Below are 25,973 nucleotides of genomic sequence, written 5' to 3' on the forward strand. Positions count from 1 at the left end.
GCGCTGGGTATTATCAACTCACACTCAATTCATCGCTGCCCTGAATGGCTCAGTTCCGGAGCAGGCGCCGCGCGATTATCCGGGCAAGGAGAGAGCATGTTTGCGAAAAGCGACACCATTCAGAGCTTTGACAGTGAACTGTGGCAGGCGATAGAGCAGGAAGCAGTGCGTCAGGAAGAGCACATTGAGCTTATCGCTTCAGAGAACTACACCAGCCCGCGCGTTATGCAGGCGCAGGGCACGGTACTGACCAATAAATATGCGGAGGGCTATCCGGCCAAACGCTACTACGGCGGCTGTGAATATGTCGACATCGTGGAGAAACTGGCCATTGAACGCGCCTGTACGCTGTTCGGGGCCGATTACGCCAACGTGCAGCCGCACTCCGGCTCGCAGGCTAACGCGGCGGTCTATATGGCACTGTGCCAGCCGGGTGACACTGTGCTGGGCATGAGTCTGGCGCACGGCGGCCATCTGACGCACGGCGCACACGTCAACTTCTCCGGCAAGATCTATCACGCCGTGCAGTATGGCCTGAACGAAGCAACGGGCGAGATCGACTACGACCAGGTGGAAGCGCTGGCGCTGGAGCATAAGCCGAAAATGATTGTGGCTGGCTTCTCCGCCTATTCACGCGTGGTTGACTGGGCGCGCTTTCGCGCTATCGCCGATAAAACGGGCGCATGGCTGTTTGTTGATATGGCACACGTCGCAGGCCTCGTCGCCGCCGGTATCTATCCTAATCCGCTGCCGTTCGCTGACGTGGTCACCACCACCACGCATAAAACCCTGCGCGGTCCGCGCGGCGGTCTGATCCTGGCGAAAGCCAATCCGGAGCTGGAGAAGAAACTGAATGCCGCCGTATTCCCCGGCGGCCAGGGCGGTCCGCTGATGCATGTTATCGCCGCCAAAGCGGTAGCCTTTAAAGAGGCGATGCAGCCTGACTACGCAAACTATCAGCGCCAGGTAGTGAAAAATGCGCAGGCGATGGCGGAGGTCTTTATTGCGCGTCAGTACGATGTGGTCTCGGGCGGTACCGATAACCACCTGTTTCTGCTGAGCCTGATCAAACAGGGCCTGACCGGCAAAGCGGCGGACGCCGCGCTGGGGCGCGCCAATATCACCGTCAATAAAAATGCTGTACCGGGCGATCCGCAGTCGCCGTTTGTGACCTCCGGCCTGCGCATCGGTGCACCGGTGATCACCACGCGCGGCTTCAGTGAGGAGAACTGCCGCACGCTGGCAGGCTGGATCGCAGACATCCTCGACGTCATGCACAACGAGGAGCAGCTGGAAGTGAAAATTGCGCAGGTGAAGCAGCAGGTGCTGTCGCTGTGTGCAGATTTCCCGGTTTACCGCTAAGCCAGAACGCCCCCGGCCTGCCGCGGGGCGCCGTCTTACCCTCTGTCCATTCGCACACGCGGTATCGTTACGGGAGTAGATAAACATGCAACGCTATTCAGGATTTGGCCTGCTCAGACACAGTCTGAGCTTTCATGAGAACTGGCAGAAGGTCTGGCGCAACCCGACACCGCAGAAACGCTATGACGTGATTATCATCGGCGGCGGCGGTCACGGTCTGGCTACCGCTTACTATCTGGCGAAGGAGCACGGCATCACCAATGTGGCGGTGCTGGAAAAGGGCCATCTCGGCGGCGGCAATATCTGCCGCAACACCACCATCGTCCGCTCCAACTACCTGTGGGATGAGTCCGCCGCGCTCTATGAGCACTCCATGAAGCTGTGGGAAGGCCTGTCGCAGGAGCTGAACTACAACCAGATGTTTTCGCAGCGTGGTGTCTATCACACCTGCCATACGCTGCAGGATCTGCGCACCAATGAGCGGCTGGCTAACGCCAACCGCCTGCAGGGCGTCGACAACGAAATGGTCTATGGCGACCAGCTGCAGCGTGAGATCCCGGCGCTCGACTGCAGTAAAGATGCGCGTTATCCGGTGCTGGGCGCCTCGGTGCAGCGGCGCGGCGGCAACGCCCGTCATGATGCGGTGGCCTGGGGGTATGCCCGCGCAGCCGACAGTCTGGGTGTGGATCTGATCCAGAACTGTGAAGTGATCGATATGGAGATCAGCGATGGCAAGATCACCGGCGTGAAAACCCGCAACCATGGCGTAATCAAAGCCGACCGCGTGGGCTGCGTGACCGCCGGCAACTCCGGCGTGATGGCGAAAATGGCGGGCTTTGAACTGCCGGTGGAGTCGCATCCGCTGCAGGCGCTGGTTTCAGAGCCGATTAAACCTTTCCTGGATACGGTTGTGATGTCCAACCATGTACACGGCTATATGAGCCAGTCTGATAAAGGCGACCTGGTGATTGGTGCCGGCATTGACGGCTGGGTCGGTTATGGTCAGCGCGGATCCTACAGCGTGATTGAGCACACGATCCAGGCGATTGTTGAGCTTTTCCCCTGCACCAGCCGCGTACGCATGAACCGCCAGTGGGGCGGCATTGTTGATACCTGCCCTGACGCCAGCCCTATCCTTTCCGCGACCCCGGTACGCAACCTGTTTTTCAACTGCGGCTGGGGCACCGGCGGCTTCAAAGGCACCCCCGGCTCCGGCAACCTGTTTGCCCACCAGCTGGCGCACGGCACGCCGCATCCGATAGCTGAACCTTTTGCCCTCTCCCGCTTTTATACCGGGGCTCTGGTTGACGAACATGGCGCTGCGGGCGTGGCCCACTAAGGACTTTTAGCATGCTGCACATTTACTGTCCTCACTGCGGTGAGTATCGCGAAGAAGAAGAGTTTCATCCGCGCGGTCAGGCGCATATCGCCCGGCCCGCCAGTCCGGATGCCTGCAGCGACGAGGAGTGGGGAACCTTTCTCTACTTTCGTAAAAACCCGCGCGGCATGCATAACGAACTCTGGGTGCACAGCGCCGGTTGCCGCAAGTTTTTCAACCTGACGCGCGACACACAGACGTATGAAATCAAACGTGTTTATACACTCAATGAACAGCCTGAAGCCGGCGAGCAAGGGTAAGGAGCGCAGAGCATGAGCCAGAAAAATCGCCTGCCGTCCGGCGGCAGAATCAACCGTTCCACCACGCTGAACTTTACCTGGAACGGCCGTCAGTATCAGGGCTACGAAGGCGATACCGTCGCCTCTGCCCTGCTCGCCAACGGTATCGATATAGTCGGACGCAGTTTTAAATACAGCCGCCCGCGCGGCATCGTTGCCGCGGGCGCGGAAGAGCCTAATGCGGTGCTGCAGCTTGGGGCCTCAGAGGCGACGCAGGTGCCCAACGTGCGCGCCACGCAGCAGACGCTCTATGAGGGCCTGGTCTGCTCCGCCACCAACGGCTGGCCCAGCGTGGAATCCGATCTGATGGGGCTGGTGGGAAATCTCGGCGGTAAAGTGATGCCGCCCGGCTTTTACTACAAGACCTTTATGTATCCGCAGTCAATGTGGCCCACCTACGAGAAATTTATCCGCAAGGCCGCCGGGCTGGGCCGCGCGCCGCGCGAGAAAGACCCTGACATCTACGACGCCATGAATCAGCACTGCGATGTGATGATTGTCGGCGCCGGTCCGGCGGGCCTGATGGCGGCGCTGACCGCCGGCCGCAGCGGCGCACGCGTGATCCTCGCGGATGAGCAGAGCGAACCGGGCGGGCATCTGCTCGCCAGCCGCGAACTGATTGAGGGCAAGCCTGCCGCTGACTGGGTGGCTGAGGTGGTGGCTGAACTGGCCACTATGCCGGAAGTGACGCTGCTGATGCGCGCGACGGTAAACGGCTATCACGACCATAATTTCCTCACCATTAATGAGAACCGCACCGATTACCACGGCGACCGCGCGGCAGCCGGACAGGTACGCCAGCGCATGCACCGCGTGCGGGCGCACTGGGTGGTGCTTGCCACCGGCGCGCAGGAGCGCCCGCTGGTCTTCAGCCATAACGATGTGCCCGGCTGCATGATCCCCTCCGCCATCTCCGTCTATATCAACCGCTACGGCGTGGTGCCCGGCAATCAGCTGGTGCTGATGACCACGAACGACAGCGCCTATCAGACCGCGCTGGACTGGGCCGATGCCGGGCGCGAAGTGGTGGCCGTAGTGGATACCCGCGCCGCCACCAAAGGCGAGCTGGCCGCCGCCGTGCGCCGCCGCGGCATTCGGGTAATTAGCGGCAGCGCGGTGATCGACGTGCAGGGTAAAAAGCGCGTCAGCGGCGTCACTATTGCCGCCATCGATAAAAAAGGCGACGCCCTCACCGGTAAGCCCTTTACCCTCTCCTGCGATACCGTCGCCAGCTCCGGTGGCTGGAGCCCGGTGATCCACCTCGCCGGACATACCGGCAGCCGTCCGGTCTGGAACAATGAAGTGATTGGCTTTCTGCCCGGCCCGACCGCGCAGCAGCAGCTGACGGCGGGCGGCATCAACGGCCGCTACGCGCTCGACAATGTGCTGCAGGAAGGGATCAAAGCGGGTCAGGATGCCGTACTGCAACTCGGCCTGACGCCGGTTGAGGTCGCCCTGCCCGAAGTGAAAAAGTGGATTGAGCATCCGCCCGCCGCGCTGTTTCATATTCCGCACACCAAACCGATCAGCCGCGCGCCAAAGCAGTTTGTTGACTATCAGAATGATGTCACAGCGGCCGGCATTGCGCTGGCAACGCGCGAAGGATTTGAGGCGATTGAGCATATCAAGCGCTATACGGCGATGGGGTTTGGTACCGATCAGGGAAAGCTCGGCAACATCAACGGTATGGCGATTGCCGCCAAAGTAACGGGCAAAACCATTCCCGAGACCGGGACCACGGTGTTCCGTCCGAACTATACCCCGATCGCTTTTGGCGCTATCGCGGGGCGTAACTGCGGCGAGCTGTTCGATCCCAAACGCTTTACCGCGATGCATAAGTGGCACGTGCAGCAGGGGGCGAAATTTGAAGATGTTGGCCAGTGGAAGCGTCCGTGGTACTACCCGCGTCCGGGTGAAACCATGCAGCAGTCGCTGGATCGCGAATGCCGCGCGGTGCGCAGCGGCGTCGGCATCCTCGATGCCTCTACCCTCGGCAAAATTGATATTCAGGGCAAAGATGCGCGCGAATTCATCAGCCGCGTCTATACCAACGCCTGGGCTAAACTCGGCGTCGGCAAGTGCCGCTACGGCCTGATGTGCGGTGAAAGCGGCATGGTGTTTGATGACGGCGTAACCTCCTGTCTCGCAGAGAACCACTTTCTGATGACCACCACCACCGGCGGCGCGGCGCACGTTATGGAATGGCTGGAACTCTACCACCAGACCGAGTGGCCGGAGCTGGAGGTGTTCTTCACCAGCGTAACCGATCACTGGGCGACCATGACCATTTCCGGTCCGGAGAGCCGCAACCTGCTGGCGGAACTCTGCAGCGATGTGTCGCTGGATAAAGAGACCTTTAAGTTCATGGACTGGCAGGAAGGCACGGTCGCTGGCGTACCGGCGCGTATCTTCCGCATCTCGTTTACCGGTGAGCTCTCGTTTGAGATCAACGTGCAGGCAAACTACGGCCTTGCGGTCTGGGAGAAGCTGTTTGAGCACGGCGCGAAATATGATCTGACGCCGTACGGCACGGAGACCATGCACATTCTGCGGGCGGAGAAAGGTTTTATTATTGCAGGTCAGGATACGGATGGCTCGGTGACGCCGCACGATCTCAATATGGGCTGGTGCGTCGCCGATTCAAAGCCGTTCAGCTATATCGGCAAGCGCGGTATGGCGCGGGCAGACTGCGTGCGCGAGCAGCGTAAACAGCTGGTCGGCCTGAAAACGCGCGATCCGCTGGTGGTCCTGCCGGAAGGCGCGCAGGCGGTCGCTAATCCGCAGCAGCCGGTGCCGATGGATCTGCTGGGCCACGTCAGCTCCAGCTACTGGAGCGCCAACCTGAACCGCAGTATCGCAATGGGCTTTATCAAAGGCGGACTGCAGCGTATGGGCGAAACCGTGTTTTATCCGCTGGCAGATGGCCGCGTGGTGGAAGCGGAAATCTGCAGCCCGGTCTTTATCGATCCGAAAGGAGAACGTCAACATGTCTGAAACCCTCTTACCTGAAACCAAACCCGCAGAGGCCGTCAGACAGGTCGCGGTAATGAACCAGAGTGCGCCGCAGGTACGCGCTGAATCGCCGCTGCACCATGCCGATCGCGGTAACGTCACTGCCAGCCAGTCGCAGCAGGCGGGCGTTGAACTGCGTGAGCTGGCGCTGCGCGGGCATCTGGTGCTGCGCGGTTCGCAAAACAGCGCGAGCTTTATGCAGGGCTGCCTGACGGTATTAGGCCTGCCGCTGCCCACCGCGCCGCTGACCTCCGCCGAAGATGGCGATATCTCCGTGCGCTGGCTGAGCCCCGATGAGTGGCTGGTGGTACTGCCGATGGATCAGCTGTTCCCGGTGGAGAAAGCGCTGCGCGCTGAAATTACTGGTCACTTTTCGGTGGTGAACGTCAGCGGCGGACAGACCATTCTGGCGCTCTCCGGTAAACACGCGGTCGATGTACTGAAAAAGAGCACGGTGCTTGACCTGCATCCGTCACAGTTTCCCGTCGGCAAAGTTGCCGGATCGGTGTTTGCGAAGAGCAGCGCGCTGATCCGCCGCACCGGTCCGGAAAGCTGGGAGCTGGTGATCCGCCGCAGCTTTGCAGAGTACATCTGGCTCTGGCTGCGGGATGCCAGCCGCGAATATGGGCTGAAGATCACCGCGTAATATCCGGCCGTGCCGGCTCTCTCTCCACCGGCACGCCTTTCCCTTATTATCAGGAGTCGCCCATGAGCGTGCTGCCCGATTCATGGATTTTTACCGCCAGCTGCCCGAGTAAATTAGGCACGGTGGATGTCGTGACCCGGTTTATGGCGGAATCGGGTCACTATATTAATGAGATCCATTCGTTCGACGACCGCGTCAGCCACCACTTTTTTATCCGCGTCGCTTTCTCACCAGCCGCGCACTTCAGTACCGATATATTTCGCGATAATTTTACGCCGCGCGTCACTCCGTTTGAGATGCAGTGGCAGCTTACCCCGCCGCAGCATCGTGAACGCGTGGCTATTCTGGTCTCTAAATTTGATCACTGCCTGAACGATCTGTTATTCCGGCATCGCACCGGACAATTATCTATTGATGTGCCGCTGATTATTTCCAACCATCCCGATCTCTGCTCCCTGGCGGAATGGCACGGCATCCCCTGGTACCACCTGCCGGTAAATAATGCGAATCGCGCAGAACAGGAAGCGCAGATTCTCGCTCTGCTGGAACAATATAATATCGACCTGGTGGTTCTGGCACGTTACATGCAAGTTCTTTCACCGCGGATGTGTGAAAAGCTCGACGGTAAAGCCATTAATATTCATCACTCTCTGCTGCCGGGATTTAAAGGCGCACGCCCCTACCATCAGGCGTGGGAGAAAGGGGTCAAAATGGTCGGTGCCACGGCGCACTACGTTAATAATGATCTGGATGAGGGACCCATTATTACGCAGGGTATTCAGAGCGTGGATCACGCGCTCTATCCCGACGATCTTATCAGCCGCGGCCAGGATATTGAACGCGTCACGCTATTTAACGCGGTGCGTTATCACGTCGAGAAACGCGTATTTTTAAGCGGCAAGCGCACGGTGGTATTTAGTTAGCCGGTGCAGTGTTGAATATAAATGTGCAGCCAATGCACCCGCAGGCTGCACGCTTTTATCTTTTTGCGGAAAACAGGGTAATCAGGGATTGATCACGACCTTCAGCGTTAAATAAAACAGAACCTGGCCTGATAGCAGCGCCGGTTTTTAACAACAACACGTAAGTCGCGAGGAAATCACTATGGCGGATTCCAGAGATCCGATGACGCCTGATGGCGAAGTATCGCCCTATGATACTGACTATCAGGTAGGCCAGGATAATATTATCGTGAATGTCGGACCCTTTGGTCTGGATATTCACAACCGGGTATTTGCGATATCCGGCATCGCCGTAATTCTATTCGTTATATTAACTCTGGCGTTTCAGAGTGATGTTGCCCCGCTGTTCAAAGGCATGCTGAGCTGGCTTACCACTAAACTCGACTGGTTTTTCATTGGCGCAGGCAATATTTTTGTCATCATCTGTCTGGGACTGGTTTTCTCACCGCTGGGCAAGGTTCGGCTCGGCGGCACCCTCGCCCGTCCCGATTACAACTACGTCACCTGGTTCTCGATGCTGTTTGCCGCCGGCATGGGTATCGGCCTGATGTTTTACGGCGTCTCTGAGCCGCTGTCGCATTTCTCCAGCGCGATAGGCGGCACGGCCACTGAAAATGGCGTGCGTACCGACTGGGCGCCGCTGGGCGGTGCGAGTGGATCAGCAGAAGAGGCTACGCGGCTGGCCATGGCGGCTACGATTTTCCACTGGGCGCTCCATCCGTGGGCGATCTATGCGGTTCTTGCCCTGGGACTGGCCCTCTTCACCTTTAACAAAGGCCTGCCGCTGACTATCCGCTCGCTCTTTTATCCGCTGCTGGGTGACGCCGTATGGGGCTGGCCCGGTCATCTGATCGATATCCTTGCCGTGCTGGCCACGCTGTTTGGCCTCGCTACCTCGCTCGGGCTGGGTGCCTCGCAGGCGGCGTCCGGACTGAATTTCCTGTTTGATGTACCGCTGGGACAAACCACGCAGATTGTACTGGTGATCGCGATTACCGCTATTGCCACCTTTTCTGTGGTCGCCGGGCTGGACGCCGGGGTGCGGCGCTTATCAGAAGCGAACATGATCCTCGCCGGTCTGCTGCTGCTGTTTATTATCGTGGTCGGCCCGACCATGCTGCTGTTTAGCGGCTTTTTCTCTAACCTCGTCTCCTATATTGAGTTCCTGCCCGCGCTCTCCAATCCGGTCTCCCGTCCAGACAGCAATTTTGCCGCCGGCTGGACCTCCTTCTACTGGGCGTGGTGGATCTCCTGGTCACCGTTTGTCGGCATGTTTATCGCGCGTATTTCACGTGGTCGCACGGTACGGGAGTTTATCATCTCCGTGCTGCTGGTCCCGTCACTGGCGTGTGTACTGTGGATGACGGTACTGGGCGGCACCACTATCCATCAATATTTTACTGAGGGATATCAGAGTATTGCTGATGCCATTCTGCCGCTGCAGCTCTTTACCATGCTCGACACGCTGCCGCTGGCAAAAATCACCTGCGTGGTCGCCATCATTCTGGTGGTGGTGTTCTTTGTCACCTCAGCTGACTCCGGCACGCTGGTGATCGATATCATCGCCTCCGGCGGTAAAATTGAATCCCCGACTGCGCAACGCGTATTCTGGTGCGTGTTTGAAGCGCTGGTCGCCATCGTACTGATCCTCGGCGGCGGGCTGGATGCCCTGCAGGCAATGGTGGTCTCCACCGGATTGCCTTTTGCACTGGTGCTGCTGGTCGCATCGGTCGCCGTTGTAAAGGGATTGCTCTCTGAGCCACGCCCGACGCGCCCGGCTCCCGCTGTGCGCAATCAATAGCACGCACGCAGGCGGATAGCCGGCCAGGCTATCCGCCGCTGCAGGTGCAGGAAGGGAGATCGCTATGCAGGCCGGACATCAGGAAATCATCGATTTTATTCAGCGCTACCCGCCGTTTAACACCCTGCCGCTGACGGCGCTGGCGCGGATCGCAGCCACCCTTGAGGTGAGCTATTACAAAGCCGGCACGCCGATCCTCACCTTTGGTCAGCAGGTTGACGCCTGGTATCTCATCCGCAGCGGCGCAGTGGAGATCTATCGCCGCAACGGCGACCTCTATAATCGCCTCAGCGCCGGCGGCTATTTTGGTGAGTTCGGCTTATTGCGCGAGAACAGCGTGCGCTTTCCGGTTACCGCCCTGGAAGATACGCTGACCTATCTGATTCCCGCCCCGATTTTTAATGAGCTGTTCAGCAAATATGAAGAGTTTGCCGACCTGGTAGAGGTGGAAGATCGCACCCGGCTGCGGCAGACCGTGGCGCGTACCGAAGAGGCGAGCGGCCTGATGACGTCGCGCATCGAGGCGCTAATCAGCCGGCCACCGGTGACCATCGACAGCCGCGCCACGGTGTGTGAAGCCGCACAGAAAATGAGTAAAGAGGGCGTCTCATCCCTGCTGATTGTGACCCCGGAGGCGGATGGGGAGCGTTCCCAAACGCTGGCTGGGATCGTCACGGATAAAGATCTGCGCGACCGGGTAATTGCCCGCGGCCTGAGCTTCGATACGCCAGTCGCGACAATTATGACCGGGCAGCTGACCCACGTCAGTCACCACCAGCTGGTGTTTGAAGCGATGCTCATCATGATGCAGCACAACATACATCATCTGCCGGTGCTGAAGCAGGATCTGCCGGTAGGAGTGATTTCCCAGTCAGATATTATCCGCTATGAGTCACAAAACAGCCTGTTTCTCGTCAGCCGCATTTTTCACTGCAACAGCATCAGTGAGCTGAGCACGCTGAAAAATGAGGTACGCGCCTGCTTTAGCCGCATCGTGCGTGAAGACGCCAATTCGCAGATGACGGGCCGCGCCATGGCGGTGATTGGACGCAGTTTTACGCAGCGGCTGCTGGCGCTGGCTGAAGCGGAGCTGGGGCCGCCGCCGGTGCCCTACTGCTTTATCACGCTGGGGTCGATGGCGCGCCAGGAGCAGCTGCTGGTCACCGACCAGGATAACGCACTGATCCTCGACAACCGGTATGATGCATCCCGCCATGAAGCCTATTTTATGGCGCTGGCGCGCCGCGTCTGTGACGGCCTGGCGGCGTGCGGCTATCACTACTGCAGCGGCAACATCATGGCCACTAACGGCCGCTGGCGGCAGCCACTGGCCGTCTGGGAAGGATACTTTGATGAGTGGATCGACACCCCTTCCCCGCAGACATTGCTCGACAGCGCAATCTTCTTCGATCTTGATGCCGTCTGGGGCCAGCTGGCGTGGGGCGAGCAGCTGAATAAACGCATTACGCATAAAGTCCGGCACAACTCGCGCTTTCTCGCCTGCATGGCGCGCAACGCGCTGCTGCGCAAACCGCCGCTGGGGTTCTTTAAAAATTTTGTCATGGAGCCTTCCGGTCAGCATACGCAGTCTATCGATATGAAACGGCGCGGCACCGCGCCGCTGGCGGATCTGATCCGCGTGCACGCGCTGGCGGCCGGTTCGGCCGCTCGCAACTCGTTTGATCGGCTGCAGGATATTATGCAAACCGACCTGCTGCCGCACGGACGCGGTCAGGATCTGCGCGATGCGCTGGAGTTTATCTCAATGGTGCGTATCCGCCATCAGGCGCAGGACGTGGAGAGCGGTCAGGAGCCGGATAACCGCATTGAACCGCTTAATCTTTCTGAGTTCGAACGCAAAAATCTCAAAGATGCGTTTCAGATCCTGAGCAACGCACAAAAATTTCTCAAATACCGCTATCAGCCAGGCCGGAAAGTGTGAGGTAAACATGCTGCACATCAGTAAACAGCTGCTGCGTTCCGCCCCCGCGCCCGCGCCGCATGCGGGAGTCGCGCCCGCGTGGCCCGCGCTGCTGGCGCAGCAGGCCGCGACGGCACGCCATCCGGCGCTGCAGCACTACTACCGGGCGGGCGTACCGGACGCGGCGACGCCGATCGGCGAGGTGCCGCTGCTGGCAATGGATTTTGAAACCACCGGGCTGAATACCCGGCGCGACGATATTGTCAGTATCGGCCTTATCCCTTTCAGCCTGACGCGTATCCGGCTGAGTGAAAGCGCACACTGGATCCTCAACCCGCGGGCCGACTTGCGCCATGAATCAGTGGTGATCCACGGCATCACCCACGCGACGGTCGCGCAGGCGCCCGACCTGAGCGAGCGGCTGCTGAAGCTGCTGACGATGATGGCGGGTCGCGTCATGGTGGTGCACCATCGCGGCATTGAGCAGCATTTTCTGAACGCGGCGCTGCAGCGGCGCATCGGAGAGGGCATTATTTTCCCCTGTATCGACACGCTGGCGCTGGAGGGGCTGCTCTGTCAGCACGCGCCGCTCAGCCGGCTGAAGAGACTCTGGCGCGGCAGGTCACGCCCCTCGCTCTGCCTGCCGGAGAGCCGGGCGCGCTATCATCTGCCGCACTACCCGGCCCATAACGCGCTGACGGATGCGCTGGGCTGTGCCGAGCTGCTGCAGGCGCAGTGTGCCCACCATTTTCCGCCGCAGACGCCTTTGCGTGAGTTATGGTGCTGAGCCAGCCGCTTTTGCCACCATACGCCGGTAGTTATGCAGCCACTTGCCGCTATTAAGCCGCCACCAGAAGCAGAGACCGCGCACCGTCCAGTCCAGGAACATGCCAAGCCACACGCCGATCACCCCCATGCCCAGTTCGATGCCCAGCAGGTAGCCTGCCACCACGCGAGCGCCCCACATGCTGAACATCGACACAAACATGGTATAGCGCGCATCGCGGGCGCCTTTCAGTCCGGCAGGCAGCACCCAGGAGGCGGTCCAGATCGGCATAAACGCGGCGTTGAGCCAGATCAGATGTTTCGTGACTTCAATCACTTCCGGGTCGCGGGTATAGAAGCGCGCCAGCGTACCCGCCAGCGGCACGGTGATCAGCGCCAGCGTACAAAGCCCGATCATCGCCAGCCAGAACACATGCCTGATCTGCCGCTCCGCCTGCATCACCTGATTCCGGCCCAGACGCTTGCCGGTAATAATGGTAGAGGCCGAACCCAGCGCGTTGCCCGGCAGGTTAATCAGCGTGGCGATAGAAAAGGCGATAAAGTTGCCGGCGATTTCATTGGTGCCCATACCGGCGACAAAGATCTGCGTCAGCAGCTTACCGCCGTTAAACAGCACGGACTCAATACTCGCCGGCACCCCGATGCCCAGCACCTCCATCAGAATGGCGCGATCCCAGCGGCGGAAGTAGCTGCTGAGCGTAAGCTTTAGCGCCGGGCTGATACCGCGCCAGAGCGCATAGAGCACCGCCAGCGCCCCGATATAGCGCGAAATCGTCAGCCCGAGGCCCGCCCCGACGAAGCCCATCCCTTCCCAGCCCAGCGCGCCATAAATCAGCACGCTACTGATCATGATGTTCAGGATATTCATGCCGCCGTTGATCAGCATCGGGATTTTGGTGTTGCCCGCCCCGCGCAGGGCGCCGCTGCCGATCAGCGCAATCGCCGCCGCCGGGTAGCTCCAGGCGGAGGTCTGCAGGTAGCTCAGCGCCAGCTGTTTGACCTGCGGATCGGCGCTGCCGGCGATAACGTCGATAATCAGGTGTCCCCAGAACTCTATCGCCAGCGCCAGTACCAGCGCCAGCACGGTCATCAGCCCCAGCGACTGCCGGGTGGCGGCGCGGGCGCGTTTACCGTTACGGCGCGCCAGGCTAAACGCCACCACCACCGTGGTGCCGAGATCGATAGCGGCAAAAAAGGAGATGATCACCATGTTGAAGCTGTCTGCCAGCCCGACACCCGCCATCGCCTCTTTGCCCAGCCAGCTGACCAGAAACGTGCTCAGCACGCCCATCAGCATTACGCAGAGGTTTTCAATAAAGATAGGGATCGCCAGCGGCGCGATCTCACGCCACAACAGCGTGCGGTACATCCGGCGCCGCGGATACCACGCCGTATTACGCACCGCCCGCATTACTGCCACACCGGGATTTTGCAAGAGAGTACCAAATCACTTTGGATAAGAGAGGAGAGGTAATGATGATAGGCGCCCAGCGATTATGCAAAGTCTTTGCAGCGGCCATTTAATCATTATTACAAACTTTTTATTTCTGCCCGCTTTGCGCAGCCACGTTAATTTCTGTACGCAATAATTACGCTGGCATAGCGTCACAGATTCTTAATTATATCAGCCGGTTTATCCGCTATGCTCTGCTCAACCTGATCCATTTTCCTGAAGGAGAATCTATGCAAACACAACGGAACGGATTGACTGCCCATCAGGCACTGGATGAACTGGAGCGCTGCTACGATGCGGCGGTTGAGGCGCTGCGCAACGCTATCCGCGACTTCACTGAACAGGGTACGCTGCCCGACGCAGAGCAGCGGCAGCAGGGGCTGTTTGTCTATCCGGAGCTGCGCCTGACCTGGCAGGGAGAGGGTCCGCAGCAGAACCGCACCCGCGCCTGGGGCCGCTTTACCCATACCGGCCGCTACAGCACCACCATCACCCGTCCTGCGCTGCTGCGCCACTATCTCAGCGAGCAGCTGCAGATGATTGAGAAAGAGTATGAGGTGCTGATTGAAGTGGGGCCGTCGCAGCAGGAGATCCCCTACCCTTACGTGATTGACGGCTCGGATCTGTCGCTGGACCGCTCAATGAGCGCCAGTATTGCCCGCCACTTTCCGACTACCGAGCTGTCGCAGATTGGCGATGAAACCGCTGATGGCCTGTTCAACGCCGATGCCCGCTTCCCGCTCTCCCACTTTGACGCGCTGCGCACCGACTTCTCGCTGGCGCGTCTGCGCCACTACACCGGTACGGCAGTGGAACACTTCCAGCCTTTCGTGCTGTTTACCAACTACACCCGGTACGTCGATGAGTTTGTGCGCTGGGCGATAGAACAGGTGCAGGATCCCGCCACGCCGTATGACAGCCTCGCCTGCGCCGGTGATGTGGTGATCACGGCGGAAACGGCCGATCCTGCGGCGATGATGTCCGATCTGGCGTGGAAAAAGCACCAGATGCCCGCCTGGCATCTTACCTCGCCTAACCGGCGCGGGATTACGCTGGTCAATATTGGTGTGGGCCCTTCGAATGCCAAAACGATCTGCGATCACCTGGCGGTAACGCGTCCGCACGCCTGGCTGATGATTGGCCACTGCGGCGGCCTGCGCGAAAGTCAGAACATTGGCGACTATGTGCTGGCGCACGCCTACCTGCGTGATGACCATGTGCTCGACAGCGTGCTGCCGCCGGATATTCCGGTACCCAGCATCGCCGAAGTGCAGCGTGCGCTCTATGACGCAACCAAGTCAGTGAGCGGCATGCCGGGTGAAGAGGTTAAACAGCGGCTGCGTACCGGTACGGTGGTGACCACAGACGATCGTAACTGGGAGCTGCGCTACGCCGCTTCCGCGCTGCGTTTCAACCTGAGCCGCGCCGTGGCGGTGGATATGGAGAGCGCGACCATCGCGGCGCAGGGCTACCGCTTCCGCGTGCCTTACGGCACGCTGCTGTGCGTATCGGATAAACCGCTGCACGGTGAGATCAAGCTGCCGGGTCAGGCGAATCGCTTTTATGAAGGGGCCATCTCTGAGCATCTGCAGATTGGCATCTGTGCGGTAGAGCTGCTGCGCGCCGAGGGCGATAAGCTGCACTCCCGCAAGCTGCGCACCTTTAATGAGCCGCCGTTCCGCTAACGCACCGGCCAGCCATTATCAGCAGGGAAGCCCGTCCGGGCTTCCCTTTTTTCATCAGGCGCTGAGCCAGCCCAGCTTGATGACAAACAGCAGCGAGAGGATCACCAGTGCGCTATTCACTTCACGGGCGCGGCCGCTCAGCAGCTTAACAACGGTCCAGGTAATGAAACCAAAGGCGATGCCGTTCGCAATTGAGTAGGTCAGCGGCATGGTCAGCGCCGTTACCGTTACCGGTGCCGCCGTCGTCACATCTTTCCAGTCGATTTCCGCCAGGCCCGATGCCATCAGCACGGCGACGAACAGCAGCGCCGGGGCGGTGGCCCAGACCGGTACGCTACCCGCCAGCGGCGAGAAGAACAGGCTCAGCAGAAACAGCACGGCCACCACAATGGCCGTCAGGCCGGTGCGTCCGCCGGCGCTGACGCCAGCCGCAGATTCCACATAGCTGGTGGTGGTTGAGGTACCGAGCAGTGAGCCAAACAGCGCAGCCGCGCTGTCAGCAATCAGTGCGCGCCCCATTTTTGGCACGTTGCCCTGCTCATCCGCCAGACCTGCGCGTTTGGTTACGCCCAGCAGGGTGCCGGTATTATCAAACACATCAACAAACAGAAAGGCAAAAATAACGCTTACCAGCCCCACATTAAAGGCGCCGGCAATATCGAGCTGCATAAAGGTAGGCGCGATTGAAGGCGGCGCGGAGAAGACGCCGCCAAACGGCGTCAGGCCGATGCCCATAGAGATAAAGGTCACCACCAGAATGCCAATCAGCACCGCGCCGGTCACGCGGCGCGCTTCCAGTACCACGATGATAAAAAAGCCGAGCAGCGCCAGCAGCGGCCCTGGTTTGGTCAGATCGCCCAGCCCGACCAGCGTCGCCGGGTTATCCACCACAATGCCGGCCCCTTCCAGCGCAATCAGCGCCAGGAACAGGCCGATACCGGCGGCGATGCCGGCGCGCAGCGGCAGCGGGATGCTGGCAATAATCCACTCGCGGATTTTAAAGATCGAGAGCGCAAAGAAGATCACCGCCGACAGAAACACCGCGCCCAGCGCAATCTGCCAGGTGTAGCCCATATGCAGCACCACGGTGTAGGTAAAGAACGCGTTCAGCCCCATGCCGGGTGCCAGCGCAATCGGATAGTTAGCAATCAGTCCCATCAGAATTGAGCCGATCGCCGCCGCCAGGCAGGTCGCCACAAACACCGCCCCTTTATCCATGCCGGTCGCGCCCAGAATAGAGGGGTTAACAAACAGGATATAGGCCATGGCGAGGAAAGTGGTGATCCCCGCCACGATCTCCGTGCGCACGGTGGTGTTGTGCGCTTTAAGCTTAAACAGTTTCTCTAACATCATTTTCTCTCATGAGCGGAGACGCAGCGGCTGCGCGTTCTCACTGGCCAAAGTGGTTAACAGCTGATCGTTGTTGCTGAAAGCGAGCCTGCCGGACGTGAGGTGCCCCCTCCGCTTTCCCCTGTCCTGATAGCAATTGCTGTGCCATCTCCTGCGCAATCGTTTACGTTTTCCGTTGCGCATCCGGTTAAGAAAAGTCTGAACCAGAAAGAGGCGCGATTATGGTGCATTGCCCCGCTGCTGCGCAATCGTTTTCCTTGCTGCCCTATAAAGCGCGATAATTTTGCGGTGCCGCACGCTTTCGCGTTCTGCCTGGCGATATCGCTCACGTTTCTGCTGCACGATTCAGCAGGCTAAAAACAGCAGGTTATAGTGCCTTTACTCTCTGCATGATAACGAGGCCGCGCCATGAAGCCCGCGATACTGATCGTTGACGATGATCGTGCCATCTGCGAACTGCTGCACGATGTCTTAAGTGAGCACGTTTCCGCCGTGTATCGCTGCCACCTCGGGCGCGATGTTCAGGCGCTGCTGACGCAGCATCCGGATATTTCGCTGGTGATGCTCGATATGATGCTGCCGGATACGAACGGGCTGCTGGTTCTGCAGCAGATCCAGCGTGAGCGGCCGGATGTGCTGGTGATCATGCTGACCGGAATGGGCTCGGAAGCGGAGATGGTGGTGGGCCTGGAAATGGGTGCCGATGACTATATCGCTAAACCCTTTAATCCGCGCGTGGTCGTGGCGCGCGCGCGCGCCGCACTGCGCCGCAGCGGCAGGCAGGATGAACCAGACGCTGTTATCCCTGCGGGCTGGCAGTTCAACGGCTGGCAGCTGGATGAGGTGCGCTGCCAGCTGCTGAATCCGCAGCGTGAAAGCGTACCGCTGACGCAGGGGGAATATACGCTGCTGCGCGCGCTGGTCGCACACGCCCGCAAAGTGTTAACCCGCGACCAGCTGCTGGAGCTGACGCACAGCGAAACGCTGGATGTCTTTGACCGTACTATCGACGTGCTGATCATGCGGCTGCGGCGCAAAATCGAAGCTAACCCGCATCAGCCAAACCTTATCCGCACCATTCGCGGCCTCGGCTATGTATTTTCAGCTGACGTGGTGCGTCCGGCAGCGCGCGTATCGCAGATCGCATGATCCATCCAGCGCTGCATCTCCGGCAGCGGCCGGATCCCATCCAGCGCGTTCGCCGCGCGCAGGTTAAAGCAGGCGCAGGTGTGCGCCAGCTGCAGCGTGGCTGACAGCGTAAAGCCCTCGTGGCTGGCGTACAGCACGCCGGCGCAGAAAGCGTCACCCGCTCCCACGCTGCCGACAATGTCGCTGGCATTCAGCCGCCACGCCGGCTGCCAGCACGCCTCACCGCCCCTTTCTGTCCCCCACGCCCCTTCCGGCGCGTGGATCACCACGCGCTGACGCACCCCCTGCTGCAGCAGCCACGCGCCCGCGGCAGCAAACGTCTCCGGCGATGCCAGCCCGGCGCCGTGCCGCAGCGGGATACCGGTCAGCGCCGCCGCCTCCAGCTCATTAATGATTAAATAGTCGAGCCAGCGCAGCGCCGGCAGCACCAGGCTGCGGTGATCGCCGGCGCGCGAGACCAGATCGAGCGAGGTCAGATAGCCGCGCTGCTGCATCTGCGCCAGCAGCCGCGCGCTGCGCGTGCCGAACTGCGCGTCGGGCCGGTCAAGCTGGTCGAGCAGCAGCAGATAGCCGAGGTGAAAAATGCGGTGCGGAGTAGTAAGGTCGCGGAAATGCGCCACATCAAGCAGCGCGCTGGCGCCGCGCGCGTGAAAAAAGGTGCGCTGACCATCCGGCGCGGTCATTACCTGCGTCATGGCAGTGGCCGCCGCGCGGGTGCGCGTTACGCCGCGGCAATCCACCCCCTCCTCGCGCAGTCGCTGCAGCAGATAGTCACCGTCCGCATCCTCGCCCGTGATACCGGCAGCCGCCAGCGGTAAACCTGACTGCATGCGCGCCAGCGTCAGGAGCACATTCGGCACCGCGCCGCCGCTGCAGCGCTCGCGCGCCACGATTTCGGTCAGCCAGCCCTGATCCGGCCAGTGCGTAATGCGCTGGACATGATCGACCAGCAGAGTACCGGCGGCCAGAATGCCGCTGCGTGCCGTCATCTCAGGCGCGTCCGCTGCTGCCGAAAATCTGCATCTGCTGCGCGACCACGCGGCTGATATTGCGCTCCACCGCCATAAGCAGCTCAGCAAAGCTGTCATAGCGGGCGTCGCGCTGATCCATCTGCGTTTCTATTGCGTCCAGCGCCGCCTGGGACATGCCGGTGTAGAAGTTGATTTTATGAATGCCGAGCGTAATGGCGCGGCGGAAATCGGCGTCGCTAATCCCTGAGCCGCCGTGCAGCACCAGCGGAATATCTGCCGCGCTGCGGATCGCTGCCAGCCGGTCAAAATCGAGGCGCGGTTCGCCTTTATATTTACCGTGTGCGTTACCGATCGCCACCGCCAGGCAGTCGATGCCGGTACTCTGCACAAAGTCAGCCGCCAGCGCCGGATCGGTAAATTTTGCGCTGTCCGCTTCACCGGTCAGCGCCCCGCCCTCGTCGCCTCCCACCGCGCCTAGCTCCGCTTCGACCGAGACGCCCACCGCATGACAGAGTTTTACGACCTCCTGCGTCTGACGCACATTCTCGTCATAGCTCAGCCCGGAGCCGTCAAACATCACCGAGGTAAAGCCCAGGCGCACCGCCTGCACCACCGCCTCGAAATGCAGACCATGATCGAGATTGAGCACCACCGGAATCGCGTGCCGCGCCGCCTCGCAGCGAATCGCCGCGACCAGGTGATCGAGGCTGACATACTTAAAGTGCACCTCTGCAAGGTTGATGATAAAGGGTGAACGCTGCTGCTCCGCTGCCTGAAACAGCGCGCGCAGAAAGTGGGTATCGAGGACGTTAAATGCGCCCAGCGCGTAGCCGTGCTGCTGCGCATGGGCCAGCCCCTGCGCCAGAGATATCAGTGCCATGAAGTGCTCCCGTCACGTGAGGGGTAATGGAGGCTGCGGCGGCCAGGCAACATACCTGCCGCCGCAGCCCTCTCCTGCAGGCAGGAAAGGGATGACGACCGGAAAATCTGCCGCGTTATTTCACTGTCCAGCCTTTGTAACTGCTCACGTTGTCGCGATCGATCATCGTCACCGGAATCAGCACCGGTTTGTCGGGAGCAGACTTGCCTTGCAGTATGTTGTAACCAATTTCCACCGCTTTCTCCGCCATCACCTGCGGGTCCTGCGCCGGGGTCGCCACAAACAGCGAGCCTTTACGCTTCAGCGCCTCTTCCCCGTCCGGTGAACCATCGACCCCTACAATAAAGAATTCGCTGCGCTGCGCCTGTTTGGCCGCCAGGTCGGCGCCGATTGCGGTCGGATCGTTGATAGCAAACACGGCGTCGATTTTCGGATTAGCGGAGAGCAGACCGGTCATCACCTCCAGCCCGCCTTCGCGGCTGCCTTTAGCGTTCTGGTTGTAAGAGAGCAGCTTAATATCGGGGTGCGTCTTCAGCTCGCTCATGCAGCCTTCGACACGGTTCTGCACCGCCGAAACCGGCGGTCCGTTGATGATCACCACGTTGCCCTTCGCCTTCAGCCGGTCAGAGATATATTTACACGCCATCGCGCCTGCCTGGGTGTTATCCGAGGTAATGGTGGCGTTAGCGCCATCTGCGGCCACGTCCACCGCCACCACGACGATGCCGGCGTCGCGCGCCCGCTTCACCGCTGGCGCAATGCCTTTGGAGTCGGCGGCGTTGAGAATGATCATATCGACTTTGGCGGCGATAAAGTTATCGATCTGTCCCACCTGCTGACCGAGATCGTAGCCGCTGGAGACCAGCGTCACGTTGACCTTGTCACCTGCCAGCTCGCGGGCTTTCAGCTCGGCACCTTTGGTGATCTGCACAAAGAACGGGTTGGCCAGATCGCCTACGGTCACCCCTATCGATTTCAGCTCTTTTGCCTGTACCAGCGGCGCGCTCAGCAGCGTGGCGGCCAGCAGTCCGGTTACAATCGGATTAAAACGCATAGTTGATGTTCTCCTGCTTTTTTTATTGTCAGCGGTCCGCGGGATCGCCACCTGGAAATGTTCTGCCGGCCTTCAGCTGACGTGATGACGGGTACGGTATTTATCGATTAACACGGCGACGATGATCACGCCGCCTTTGATCACCAGTTGCCAGAAGTAGGAGACGCCCATCAGCGTCATGCCGTTGTTGAGCGTGGCGATAATCAGTGCGCCAATCAGCGTGCCGGTGATGGTGCCGATACCGCCGACAAAGCTGGTGCCGCCGAGGATCACCGCAGCAATCGCATCCAGCTCATAGCCCACGCCAAGGTTGCCGTTGGCGCTGTAGAGTCGTGAGGCGCTCATCAGCCCCCCCAGCCCGGAGAGCAGGCCGCTCATGGCGTAGACAAAAATCAGCACCGCGCCGACTTTGATCCCGGTCAGACGGGCCGCCTGCATATTGCCGCCCACCGCATAGATATGGATGCCTAAAGTGGTACGGCGCAGAATGAACCAGCAGAGCGCGATAACCGCAAAGGCGATGATGATCAGCCACGGCACCGGCCCGAGATAGCCGTTGCCTATCCACTCAAAATTGATGCTGGAGTTAATGACCGTTGTGCCGTCAGCCAGCAGATAGGCGGCCCCGCGCAGGGCGGTATAGGTGCCAAGCGTGACGATAAACGGTGGCAGCCCGGCCCAGGCGACCAGGATGCCGTTGAACAGTCCCATGATCAGCCCGGCACCCAGTGCAGCAGGGATCGTCAGGTCGGCAAAGGCGGGATCGAGCGACACCACCATCGCGACCACTGCCGTGGTGCCGAGCATGGAGCCCACAGACAGATCGATACCGCCGGTCAGAATGACAAACGTCATCCCCGCCGCCAGCACGATATTGATAGAGGCCTGCCGGGTAATGTTCAGCAGGTTCGCCTCGGTGAAGAAGTTAGGTGCGATAAAGCCAAACACCGCCACAATCAGGATCAGAATCGGCAGGATCCCGATCGTCTGCAGCAGATCGCTCATTAACGCCCGTTTCAGCGTCGGGCTGGTTACGCGTGCGGTTTCGCTGGTCATTCCTTTCTCCTCAGGCTGTAACCGGCTGAGCGCCGGTGGCCAGTGTCATGATATTTTCCTGGCTGATGGCGTCACCGCTCAGCTCGCCGGCAATGGTGCCTTCACGCATGACGTAGACGCGATCGCTCATGCCCACCACCTCCGGCAGTTCGCTGGAGATCATCAGAATCGCCACGCCCTGCTGCGCCAGCTGATTCATCATGCGGTAAATTTCACTCTTCGCACCGACGTCCACACCGCGCGTCGGTTCGTCCAGAATCAGAATGCGCGGCGCAATAGATACCCAGCGGGAGATCAGCAGCTTCTGCTGGTTGCCGCCCGATAGCCCGCCCGCGCGAACCTGCGCATGCGGCACGCGAATATTGAGCGAGGCGATAGCGTCAGTGGCGATCTTCTGCCCCTTACGCCGGTTCAGCAGGCCGTAGCTGGCGTCGCGCTCCAGCGTCGCCATCACAATGTTTTCCCGGGCGGCCAGTTCCAGAAACAGCCCCTGCTCTTTGCGGTTTTCAGTGAGAAAGCCGATGCCGCGCGCGATCGCCTCGCGCGGGGAGCGGATGTGCACTTTTTCTCCGTCAATCCAGATTTCGCCGCCGGCGGGCTGCTGCACGCCAAATATCAGCTGCGCCAGCTCGCTGCGTCCGGCGCCCGCCAGGCTGCTGGGGTGAACCTTGTTGCGGTCAGTCAGGTGATTGACCGCCAGGCGGATAGCGCCAAACGGAATGTCGCGCGCTTTGTTAAACAGATCGCTGAGCGGACGCCCGACCATCATGCGCACCAGTTCGCTGGCGTTGAGCTGCTCACGCGTCAGGCTGCCGACATACTCACCGTCGCGCAGCACGCTGACGCGATCTGACAGCTCATACACTTCAGCCATGCGGTGACTGATGTAGATAATCGCCATGCCTTCGCTGCGCAGCCGCTTGATCAGCGCAAACAGCTGCTCTGTTTCCCGGCTGGAGAGCGCGGCGGTAGGTTCATCCATCACCAGAATGCGGCTGTTGCGGTGCAGCGCGCGGGCGATCTCCACCTGCTGCTGTTCGGCGATGCTCAGACGGCCGACCAGATCGGTGGCGCTGAAGCGCGCGCCAAGCCGCGCAATCACCTGCTGCGCCTCTTCCGCCATCTGCCGGCGTTTCACCAGCCCGCCGCGCGCAATCTCACTGCCGAGAAAAATGTTCTCTGCCACCGTGAGGTTGGGTGCCAGATTGATCTCCTGATAGATCAGCGTAATGCCCGCCGCCAGCGCCTCTTTAGGGCCGCGGATGGCGTACGGCTTGCCCTCAATCAGGATCTCCCCGCTGCTGGCGCTGTAGGCACCGGCCAGGATTTTCATCAGGGTGCTCTTACCGGCCCCGTTTTCGCCCATCAGCGCGTGTACTTCGCCCGGCCAGATAGTGAGATCCACGCCCTTCAGGGCGTAAAAGCTGCCGAAGCGCCGGGTAATACCGCGCATCTCCAGTATCGGTGCTGTCATTGCCGCGCTCCTGCTGCCGGATAGTGCTGAGCAGTGTCGCCGCGCAACATAAATGGAAAATGTCAGCGCCCGTTCATATTTGTCATATTGCCTCTGCGCGCCACTTTTATACTCGGCTGACGTTCCGCATTGCGAGGGGTGGCGCATGAGTCAGACTCTGCCGTGGTATGCCGGTGCCCGTGGACGCCTGCTGCTGTTTAATCTGCTGGTGGTCGGCGTGACGCTGGCGGTCAGCCTGGTGGCGATTACCGGATTCCGCCACGCCGGCACGATTCAGGAACAGGCGCAGGCGCAGACGCTGGCCGATATGAATGGCAGCCTGGCGCTGGCGCGTGATACGGCCAACGTGGCGACGGCGGCGGTACGCCTGTCGCAGGTGGTGGGTGCGCTGGAGTATCAGAGTGAGTCGGCCCGCCTGCAGCAGACGCAGCAGGCGCTGCAGCAGGCGCTGACGCAGCTGGCGGCGGCCCCCGTGGCCAGGCAGCAGCCCGCCCTGCTCAGCCGTATTCGTGAGCGCAGCCAGATGCTGGAGCAGAGCATCACGCTGCTGCTGCAGCGGGGGCATCAGCGCCACCTGCAGCGCAACACCATGCTAAGCGGGCTGTGGCAGGCGCAGCTGCTGCTGAACCGGATCTCAACGCTTGCGAGCGACGCCGCTTTTCTGCCGCTGCGCCAGCAGAGCGAGAGCCTGCTGGCGGTAGCGATCCGCTCTGCCGCGCCGCAGGCTGCGGTGCAGCAGCTCTCATCCATTCTTCCGGTCTGGTCAGCCCTGCCGCTGGAAGGCGTGCTGGCGCTGCAGCGGGCGCGCTTTGTCCATGCCCTCCGTGCGCTGGAGCCGGTCGCCGCCGGGCTTGAGGAGAGCGATACCGGCATCGCCTGGGCGACCTACCGTATCAAGGCGCTGGTGGCGATGCTCAATGAGGATATCACCCGCTATGTACAGCAGGTGGCGCAGCAGAGCGATGCGCGCAGCGCCAGCACCCACCGTGAACTCAACTCGGTCATCGGTTTTATCGCGCTGTTTATGCTGCTGGCGCTGCTGATCACCGGTTACGCCGGCTACTACATCTACCGCAATCTTGGCTCCGGCCTTACCGCTATCGCCCGCGCGATGACGCAGCTGGCGCAGGGGGAGAAAGGCGTCAGCGTACCCGGCCAGACGCGGCGCGACGAACTGGGCGATCTGGCGCGGGCGTTTAACGTTTTTGCCCGCAACACCGCTTCACTGGCGCACACCTCTTCACTGCTGAAAGAGAAAAGCACCCAGCTGGAGTCAACCTTTCTCGCCATGCGCGACGGCTTTGCGCTGTTTGATAACAGCGGTCAGCTGGTGGTCTGGAACGCGCAGTATGCGCAGCTGCTCGGTATTGCGCCGCATGAGCTGCAGCGTGGCCTGCACTATCAGCAGCTGCTGGCACGGCTGGATCTGCAGCTGCTCAGCCTGCAGGATGCGCAGGAAGTGCGGCTGCCGGACGGGCGGACGCTGGAGCTGCGCTTCAGTCCGGTGCCGCGTCGCGGCATGGTCAACACCGTGCTGGAGCGCACCTCGCGAAAAGCGCTGGAGGAGGCGCTGCTGCACAGCCAGAAAATGAAAGCGGTGGGCCAGCTGACCGGCGGACTGGCGCACGATTTTAATAATCTGCTGGCGGTGATCATCGGCAGCCTGGCGCTCACCGCCGATCAGCTGCCGGCTGGCACGCTGGCAACCCGTATCGAACGCGCCCGCCAGGCGGCGGACCGCGCCGCGCAGCTCACCCAGCGACTGCTCGCGTTTTCCCGTAAACAGGCGCTCTATCCACGGGCGGTCGCGGTCGTGGATCTGGTAGAGGATCTGCATTCGCTGCTGCAGCACGCCCTGCTGCCCGGTCAGCAGCTGGTAACAGAAGCAGCACGCCCGGGCTGGCCGGCATGGATCGATGCCGGTCAGCTTGAAAATGCGCTGATGAACCTGGTGGTTAACGCGCGCGACGCGCTGCAGCAGCAGCCCGGTGAGATAGTGCTGCGCGTCTGGAACCAGCGCAAAGCGTCCGCGGCGGGTAAACGCGAGTGGGTCGTGGTGGAGGTGATCGATCGCGGCTGCGGCATGTCAGCGGAGGTGCGTCAGCAGGTGTTTGAACCCTTCTTCACCACCAAGCCCACCGGCAGCGGCAGCGGTCTGGGGCTATCGATGGTGTATGGCTTTGTGCGGCAGTCGGGCGGTGAAATTGCGCTGGAGACCGCACCGGGCCAGGGTACCACGGTACGCCTGCTGCTGCCGCGCGCGGCGGAGGCGGTACAGCCGGTGGCGGCTCCTCCACCCGCGCAGCCCGGTGCGAGCCGCGATCGGCTGGTGCTGGTGCTGGATGATGAACCCGCCGTACGGCAGACGCTGTGTGACCATCTGCATCAGCTTGGCTATCTGACGCTGGAGTGCGCCGACGGTGCCAGCGCGCTGGCGCTGCTGCAGCAGACACCCGATATCGATCTGCTGATCAGCGATCTGATGCTGCCCGGTGCGCTCAACGGCGCCGATGTGATACGCCAGGCGCAGCAGCAGTGGCCGCAGCTCGCCACGCTGCTGGTCAGCGGGCAGGATCTGCGCCGGTCGCAGGTGACGTTACCGCTGTGTGAACGGCTGGCGAAGCCGTGGCAGCAGGCGCAGCTGGTTCAGGCGCTGGAGCGGGCCTGGCAGCGCAGCGCACGGCTTAACCGCACGCGGCAGGCTGCTGCCACACCGCTTTCCCGCTGATAGCCT

Annotated in this window: 19 protein-coding genes; 12 read left to right on the plus strand and 7 right to left on the minus strand. The window is 60.8% G+C overall.

Annotation, left to right across the window (positions count from 1 at the left end):
- The first annotated feature begins 96 nt into the window (after nucleotides 1-96).
- The 9 genes from glyA to LAC65_RS09605 all read left to right on the plus strand — a co-directional run bounded on the left by glyA (nucleotide 97) and on the right by LAC65_RS09605 (nucleotide 12,168).
- On the plus strand, nucleotides 97-1,362 hold the full coding sequence (gene glyA / locus LAC65_RS09565) for a serine hydroxymethyltransferase (RefSeq protein WP_039385219.1): 1,266 nt from the start codon (nucleotides 97-99) through the stop codon (nucleotides 1,360-1,362).
- Nucleotides 1,363-1,447: 85 nt separating this feature from the next.
- On the plus strand, nucleotides 1,448-2,701 hold the full coding sequence (locus LAC65_RS09570) for a sarcosine oxidase subunit beta family protein (RefSeq protein ID WP_039385222.1): 1,254 nt from the start codon (nucleotides 1,448-1,450) through the stop codon (nucleotides 2,699-2,701).
- Between the two features lie 11 nt (nucleotides 2,702-2,712).
- Complete coding sequence (locus LAC65_RS09575) at nucleotides 2,713-3,000, plus strand: sarcosine oxidase subunit delta (RefSeq protein WP_039385224.1); 288 nt, start codon at nucleotides 2,713-2,715, stop codon at nucleotides 2,998-3,000.
- A 12-nt stretch (nucleotides 3,001-3,012) separates the two neighbouring features.
- Nucleotides 3,013-6,033 carry a sarcosine oxidase subunit alpha gene (locus tag LAC65_RS09580; RefSeq protein WP_039385226.1) on the plus strand — a complete coding sequence of 1,007 codons (3,021 nt, stop codon included), beginning with the start codon at nucleotides 3,013-3,015 and terminating at the stop codon, nucleotides 6,031-6,033.
- A complete protein-coding gene (locus LAC65_RS09585; RefSeq protein WP_082032665.1) occupies nucleotides 6,026-6,697 on the plus strand; it encodes a sarcosine oxidase subunit gamma in 672 nt (223 codons plus the stop codon). The genes LAC65_RS09580 and LAC65_RS09585 overlap by 8 nt, the downstream gene beginning before the upstream one ends.
- A 62-nt stretch (nucleotides 6,698-6,759) precedes the next feature.
- A complete protein-coding gene (gene purU / locus LAC65_RS09590) occupies nucleotides 6,760-7,620 on the plus strand; it encodes a formyltetrahydrofolate deformylase (RefSeq protein ID WP_039385228.1) in 861 nt (286 codons plus the stop codon).
- A 181-nt stretch (nucleotides 7,621-7,801) separates the two neighbouring features.
- Complete coding sequence (locus LAC65_RS09595) at nucleotides 7,802-9,460, plus strand: BCCT family transporter (RefSeq protein ID WP_039385230.1); 1,659 nt, start codon at nucleotides 7,802-7,804, stop codon at nucleotides 9,458-9,460.
- Between the two features lie 64 nt (nucleotides 9,461-9,524).
- A complete protein-coding gene (locus LAC65_RS09600; protein WP_039385232.1) occupies nucleotides 9,525-11,402 on the plus strand; it encodes a DUF294 nucleotidyltransferase-like domain-containing protein in 1,878 nt (625 codons plus the stop codon).
- Between the two features lie 7 nt (nucleotides 11,403-11,409).
- Nucleotides 11,410-12,168, plus strand: coding sequence for a 3'-5' exonuclease (locus LAC65_RS09605; RefSeq protein WP_039385234.1), 759 nt, complete (start codon nucleotides 11,410-11,412; stop codon nucleotides 12,166-12,168).
- On the opposite strand, the gene LAC65_RS09610 is transcribed toward LAC65_RS09605, so the two are convergent.
- The gene (locus LAC65_RS09610) at nucleotides 12,157-13,578 is read right to left on the minus strand and encodes an EmmdR/YeeO family multidrug/toxin efflux MATE transporter (RefSeq protein ID WP_039385236.1); all 1,422 of its coding nucleotides are present in this window, start codon (nucleotides 13,576-13,578) and stop codon (nucleotides 12,157-12,159) included. The two genes, LAC65_RS09605 and LAC65_RS09610, sit on opposite strands and share 12 nt — an antisense overlap.
- A 272-nt stretch (nucleotides 13,579-13,850) precedes the next feature.
- On the opposite strand from LAC65_RS09610, the gene LAC65_RS09615 reads away from it, so the two are divergent.
- Nucleotides 13,851-15,305 carry an AMP nucleosidase gene (locus tag LAC65_RS09615; protein WP_039385239.1) on the plus strand — a complete coding sequence of 485 codons (1,455 nt, stop codon included), beginning with the start codon at nucleotides 13,851-13,853 and terminating at the stop codon, nucleotides 15,303-15,305.
- A 54-nt stretch (nucleotides 15,306-15,359) separates the two neighbouring features.
- Here LAC65_RS09615 and LAC65_RS09620 read toward each other — a convergent pair whose 3' ends face one another.
- A complete protein-coding gene (locus LAC65_RS09620) occupies nucleotides 15,360-16,658 on the minus strand; it encodes an NCS2 family permease (protein WP_224144707.1) in 1,299 nt (432 codons plus the stop codon).
- 405 nt (nucleotides 16,659-17,063) lie between these two features.
- Here LAC65_RS09620 and LAC65_RS09625 point away from each other — a divergent pair, with 405 nt between their 5' ends.
- Entirely contained in the window at nucleotides 17,064-17,804 is a 741-nt protein-coding gene (locus tag LAC65_RS09625; protein WP_039385241.1) for a winged helix-turn-helix domain-containing protein, read from the plus strand.
- Here LAC65_RS09625 and LAC65_RS09630 read toward each other — a convergent pair.
- The 5 genes from LAC65_RS09630 to LAC65_RS09650 all read right to left on the minus strand — a co-directional run bounded on the left by LAC65_RS09630 (nucleotide 17,747) and on the right by LAC65_RS09650 (nucleotide 23,239).
- The gene (locus LAC65_RS09630; RefSeq protein ID WP_039385242.1) at nucleotides 17,747-18,793 is read right to left on the minus strand and encodes a carbohydrate kinase family protein; all 1,047 of its coding nucleotides are present in this window, start codon (nucleotides 18,791-18,793) and stop codon (nucleotides 17,747-17,749) included. The genes LAC65_RS09625 and LAC65_RS09630 overlap by 58 nt on opposite strands.
- 1 nt (nucleotide 18,794) lies before the next feature.
- Nucleotides 18,795-19,655, minus strand: coding sequence for a ketose 1,6-bisphosphate aldolase (locus tag LAC65_RS09635; protein ID WP_039385243.1), 861 nt, complete (start codon nucleotides 19,653-19,655; stop codon nucleotides 18,795-18,797).
- A 115-nt stretch (nucleotides 19,656-19,770) separates the two neighbouring features.
- On the minus strand, nucleotides 19,771-20,709 hold the full coding sequence (locus LAC65_RS09640; protein WP_039385245.1) for an ABC transporter substrate-binding protein: 939 nt from the start codon (nucleotides 20,707-20,709) through the stop codon (nucleotides 19,771-19,773).
- A gap of 72 nt (nucleotides 20,710-20,781) precedes the next feature.
- On the minus strand, nucleotides 20,782-21,765 hold the full coding sequence (locus LAC65_RS09645) for an ABC transporter permease subunit (RefSeq protein WP_039385246.1): 984 nt from the start codon (nucleotides 21,763-21,765) through the stop codon (nucleotides 20,782-20,784).
- A 10-nt stretch (nucleotides 21,766-21,775) separates the two neighbouring features.
- Nucleotides 21,776-23,239: a sugar ABC transporter ATP-binding protein gene (locus LAC65_RS09650; protein ID WP_224144708.1), complete on the minus strand. Its 1,464-nt coding sequence runs from the start codon at nucleotides 23,237-23,239 to the stop codon at nucleotides 21,776-21,778.
- A gap of 145 nt (nucleotides 23,240-23,384) precedes the next feature.
- Between LAC65_RS09650 and LAC65_RS09655 the strand changes: the two genes are divergently transcribed.
- A complete protein-coding gene (locus LAC65_RS09655; protein WP_039385248.1) occupies nucleotides 23,385-25,967 on the plus strand; it encodes an ATP-binding protein in 2,583 nt (860 codons plus the stop codon).
- Nucleotides 25,968-25,973: the final 6 nt, after the last annotated feature.

The sequence above is a fragment of the Pantoea eucrina genome, assembly GCF_020079945.1.
In the GTDB taxonomy this organism is placed as follows: domain Bacteria; phylum Pseudomonadota; class Gammaproteobacteria; order Enterobacterales; family Enterobacteriaceae; genus Pantoea; species Pantoea eucrina.

Bases quoted from the DNA above. Each gene is read 5' to 3' on its own strand.
- LAC65_RS09655 (WP_039385248.1), top strand. From the start codon at position 23,385: ATGAGTCAGACTCTGCCGTGGTATGCCGGTGCCCGTGGACGCCTGCTG.
- LAC65_RS09625 (WP_039385241.1), top strand. From the start codon at position 17,064: ATGAAGCCCGCGATACTGATCGTTGACGATGATCGTGCCATCTGCGAA.
- LAC65_RS09580 (WP_039385226.1), top strand. From the start codon at position 3,013: ATGAGCCAGAAAAATCGCCTGCCGTCCGGCGGCAGAATCAACCGTTCC.
- LAC65_RS09605 (WP_039385234.1), top strand. From the start codon at position 11,410: ATGCTGCACATCAGTAAACAGCTGCTGCGTTCCGCCCCCGCGCCCGCG.
- LAC65_RS09595 (WP_039385230.1), top strand. From the start codon at position 7,802: ATGGCGGATTCCAGAGATCCGATGACGCCTGATGGCGAAGTATCGCCC.
- LAC65_RS09610 (WP_039385236.1), bottom strand. From the start codon at position 13,578: ATGCGGGCGGTGCGTAATACGGCGTGGTATCCGCGGCGCCGGATGTAC.
- LAC65_RS09615 (WP_039385239.1), top strand. From the start codon at position 13,851: ATGCAAACACAACGGAACGGATTGACTGCCCATCAGGCACTGGATGAA.
- LAC65_RS09635 (WP_039385243.1), bottom strand. From the start codon at position 19,655: ATGGCACTGATATCTCTGGCGCAGGGGCTGGCCCATGCGCAGCAGCAC.
- LAC65_RS09650 (WP_224144708.1), bottom strand. From the start codon at position 23,239: ATGACAGCACCGATACTGGAGATGCGCGGTATTACCCGGCGCTTCGGC.
- LAC65_RS09630 (WP_039385242.1), bottom strand. From the start codon at position 18,793: ATGACGGCACGCAGCGGCATTCTGGCCGCCGGTACTCTGCTGGTCGAT.
- LAC65_RS09570 (WP_039385222.1), top strand. From the start codon at position 1,448: ATGCAACGCTATTCAGGATTTGGCCTGCTCAGACACAGTCTGAGCTTT.
- glyA (WP_039385219.1), top strand. From the start codon at position 97: ATGTTTGCGAAAAGCGACACCATTCAGAGCTTTGACAGTGAACTGTGG.
- LAC65_RS09600 (WP_039385232.1), top strand. From the start codon at position 9,525: ATGCAGGCCGGACATCAGGAAATCATCGATTTTATTCAGCGCTACCCG.
- purU (WP_039385228.1), top strand. From the start codon at position 6,760: ATGAGCGTGCTGCCCGATTCATGGATTTTTACCGCCAGCTGCCCGAGT.
- LAC65_RS09645 (WP_039385246.1), bottom strand. From the start codon at position 21,765: ATGACCAGCGAAACCGCACGCGTAACCAGCCCGACGCTGAAACGGGCG.
- LAC65_RS09585 (WP_082032665.1), top strand. From the start codon at position 6,026: ATGTCTGAAACCCTCTTACCTGAAACCAAACCCGCAGAGGCCGTCAGA.
- LAC65_RS09640 (WP_039385245.1), bottom strand. From the start codon at position 20,709: ATGCGTTTTAATCCGATTGTAACCGGACTGCTGGCCGCCACGCTGCTG.
- LAC65_RS09620 (WP_224144707.1), bottom strand. From the start codon at position 16,658: ATGATGTTAGAGAAACTGTTTAAGCTTAAAGCGCACAACACCACCGTG.
- LAC65_RS09575 (WP_039385224.1), top strand. From the start codon at position 2,713: ATGCTGCACATTTACTGTCCTCACTGCGGTGAGTATCGCGAAGAAGAA.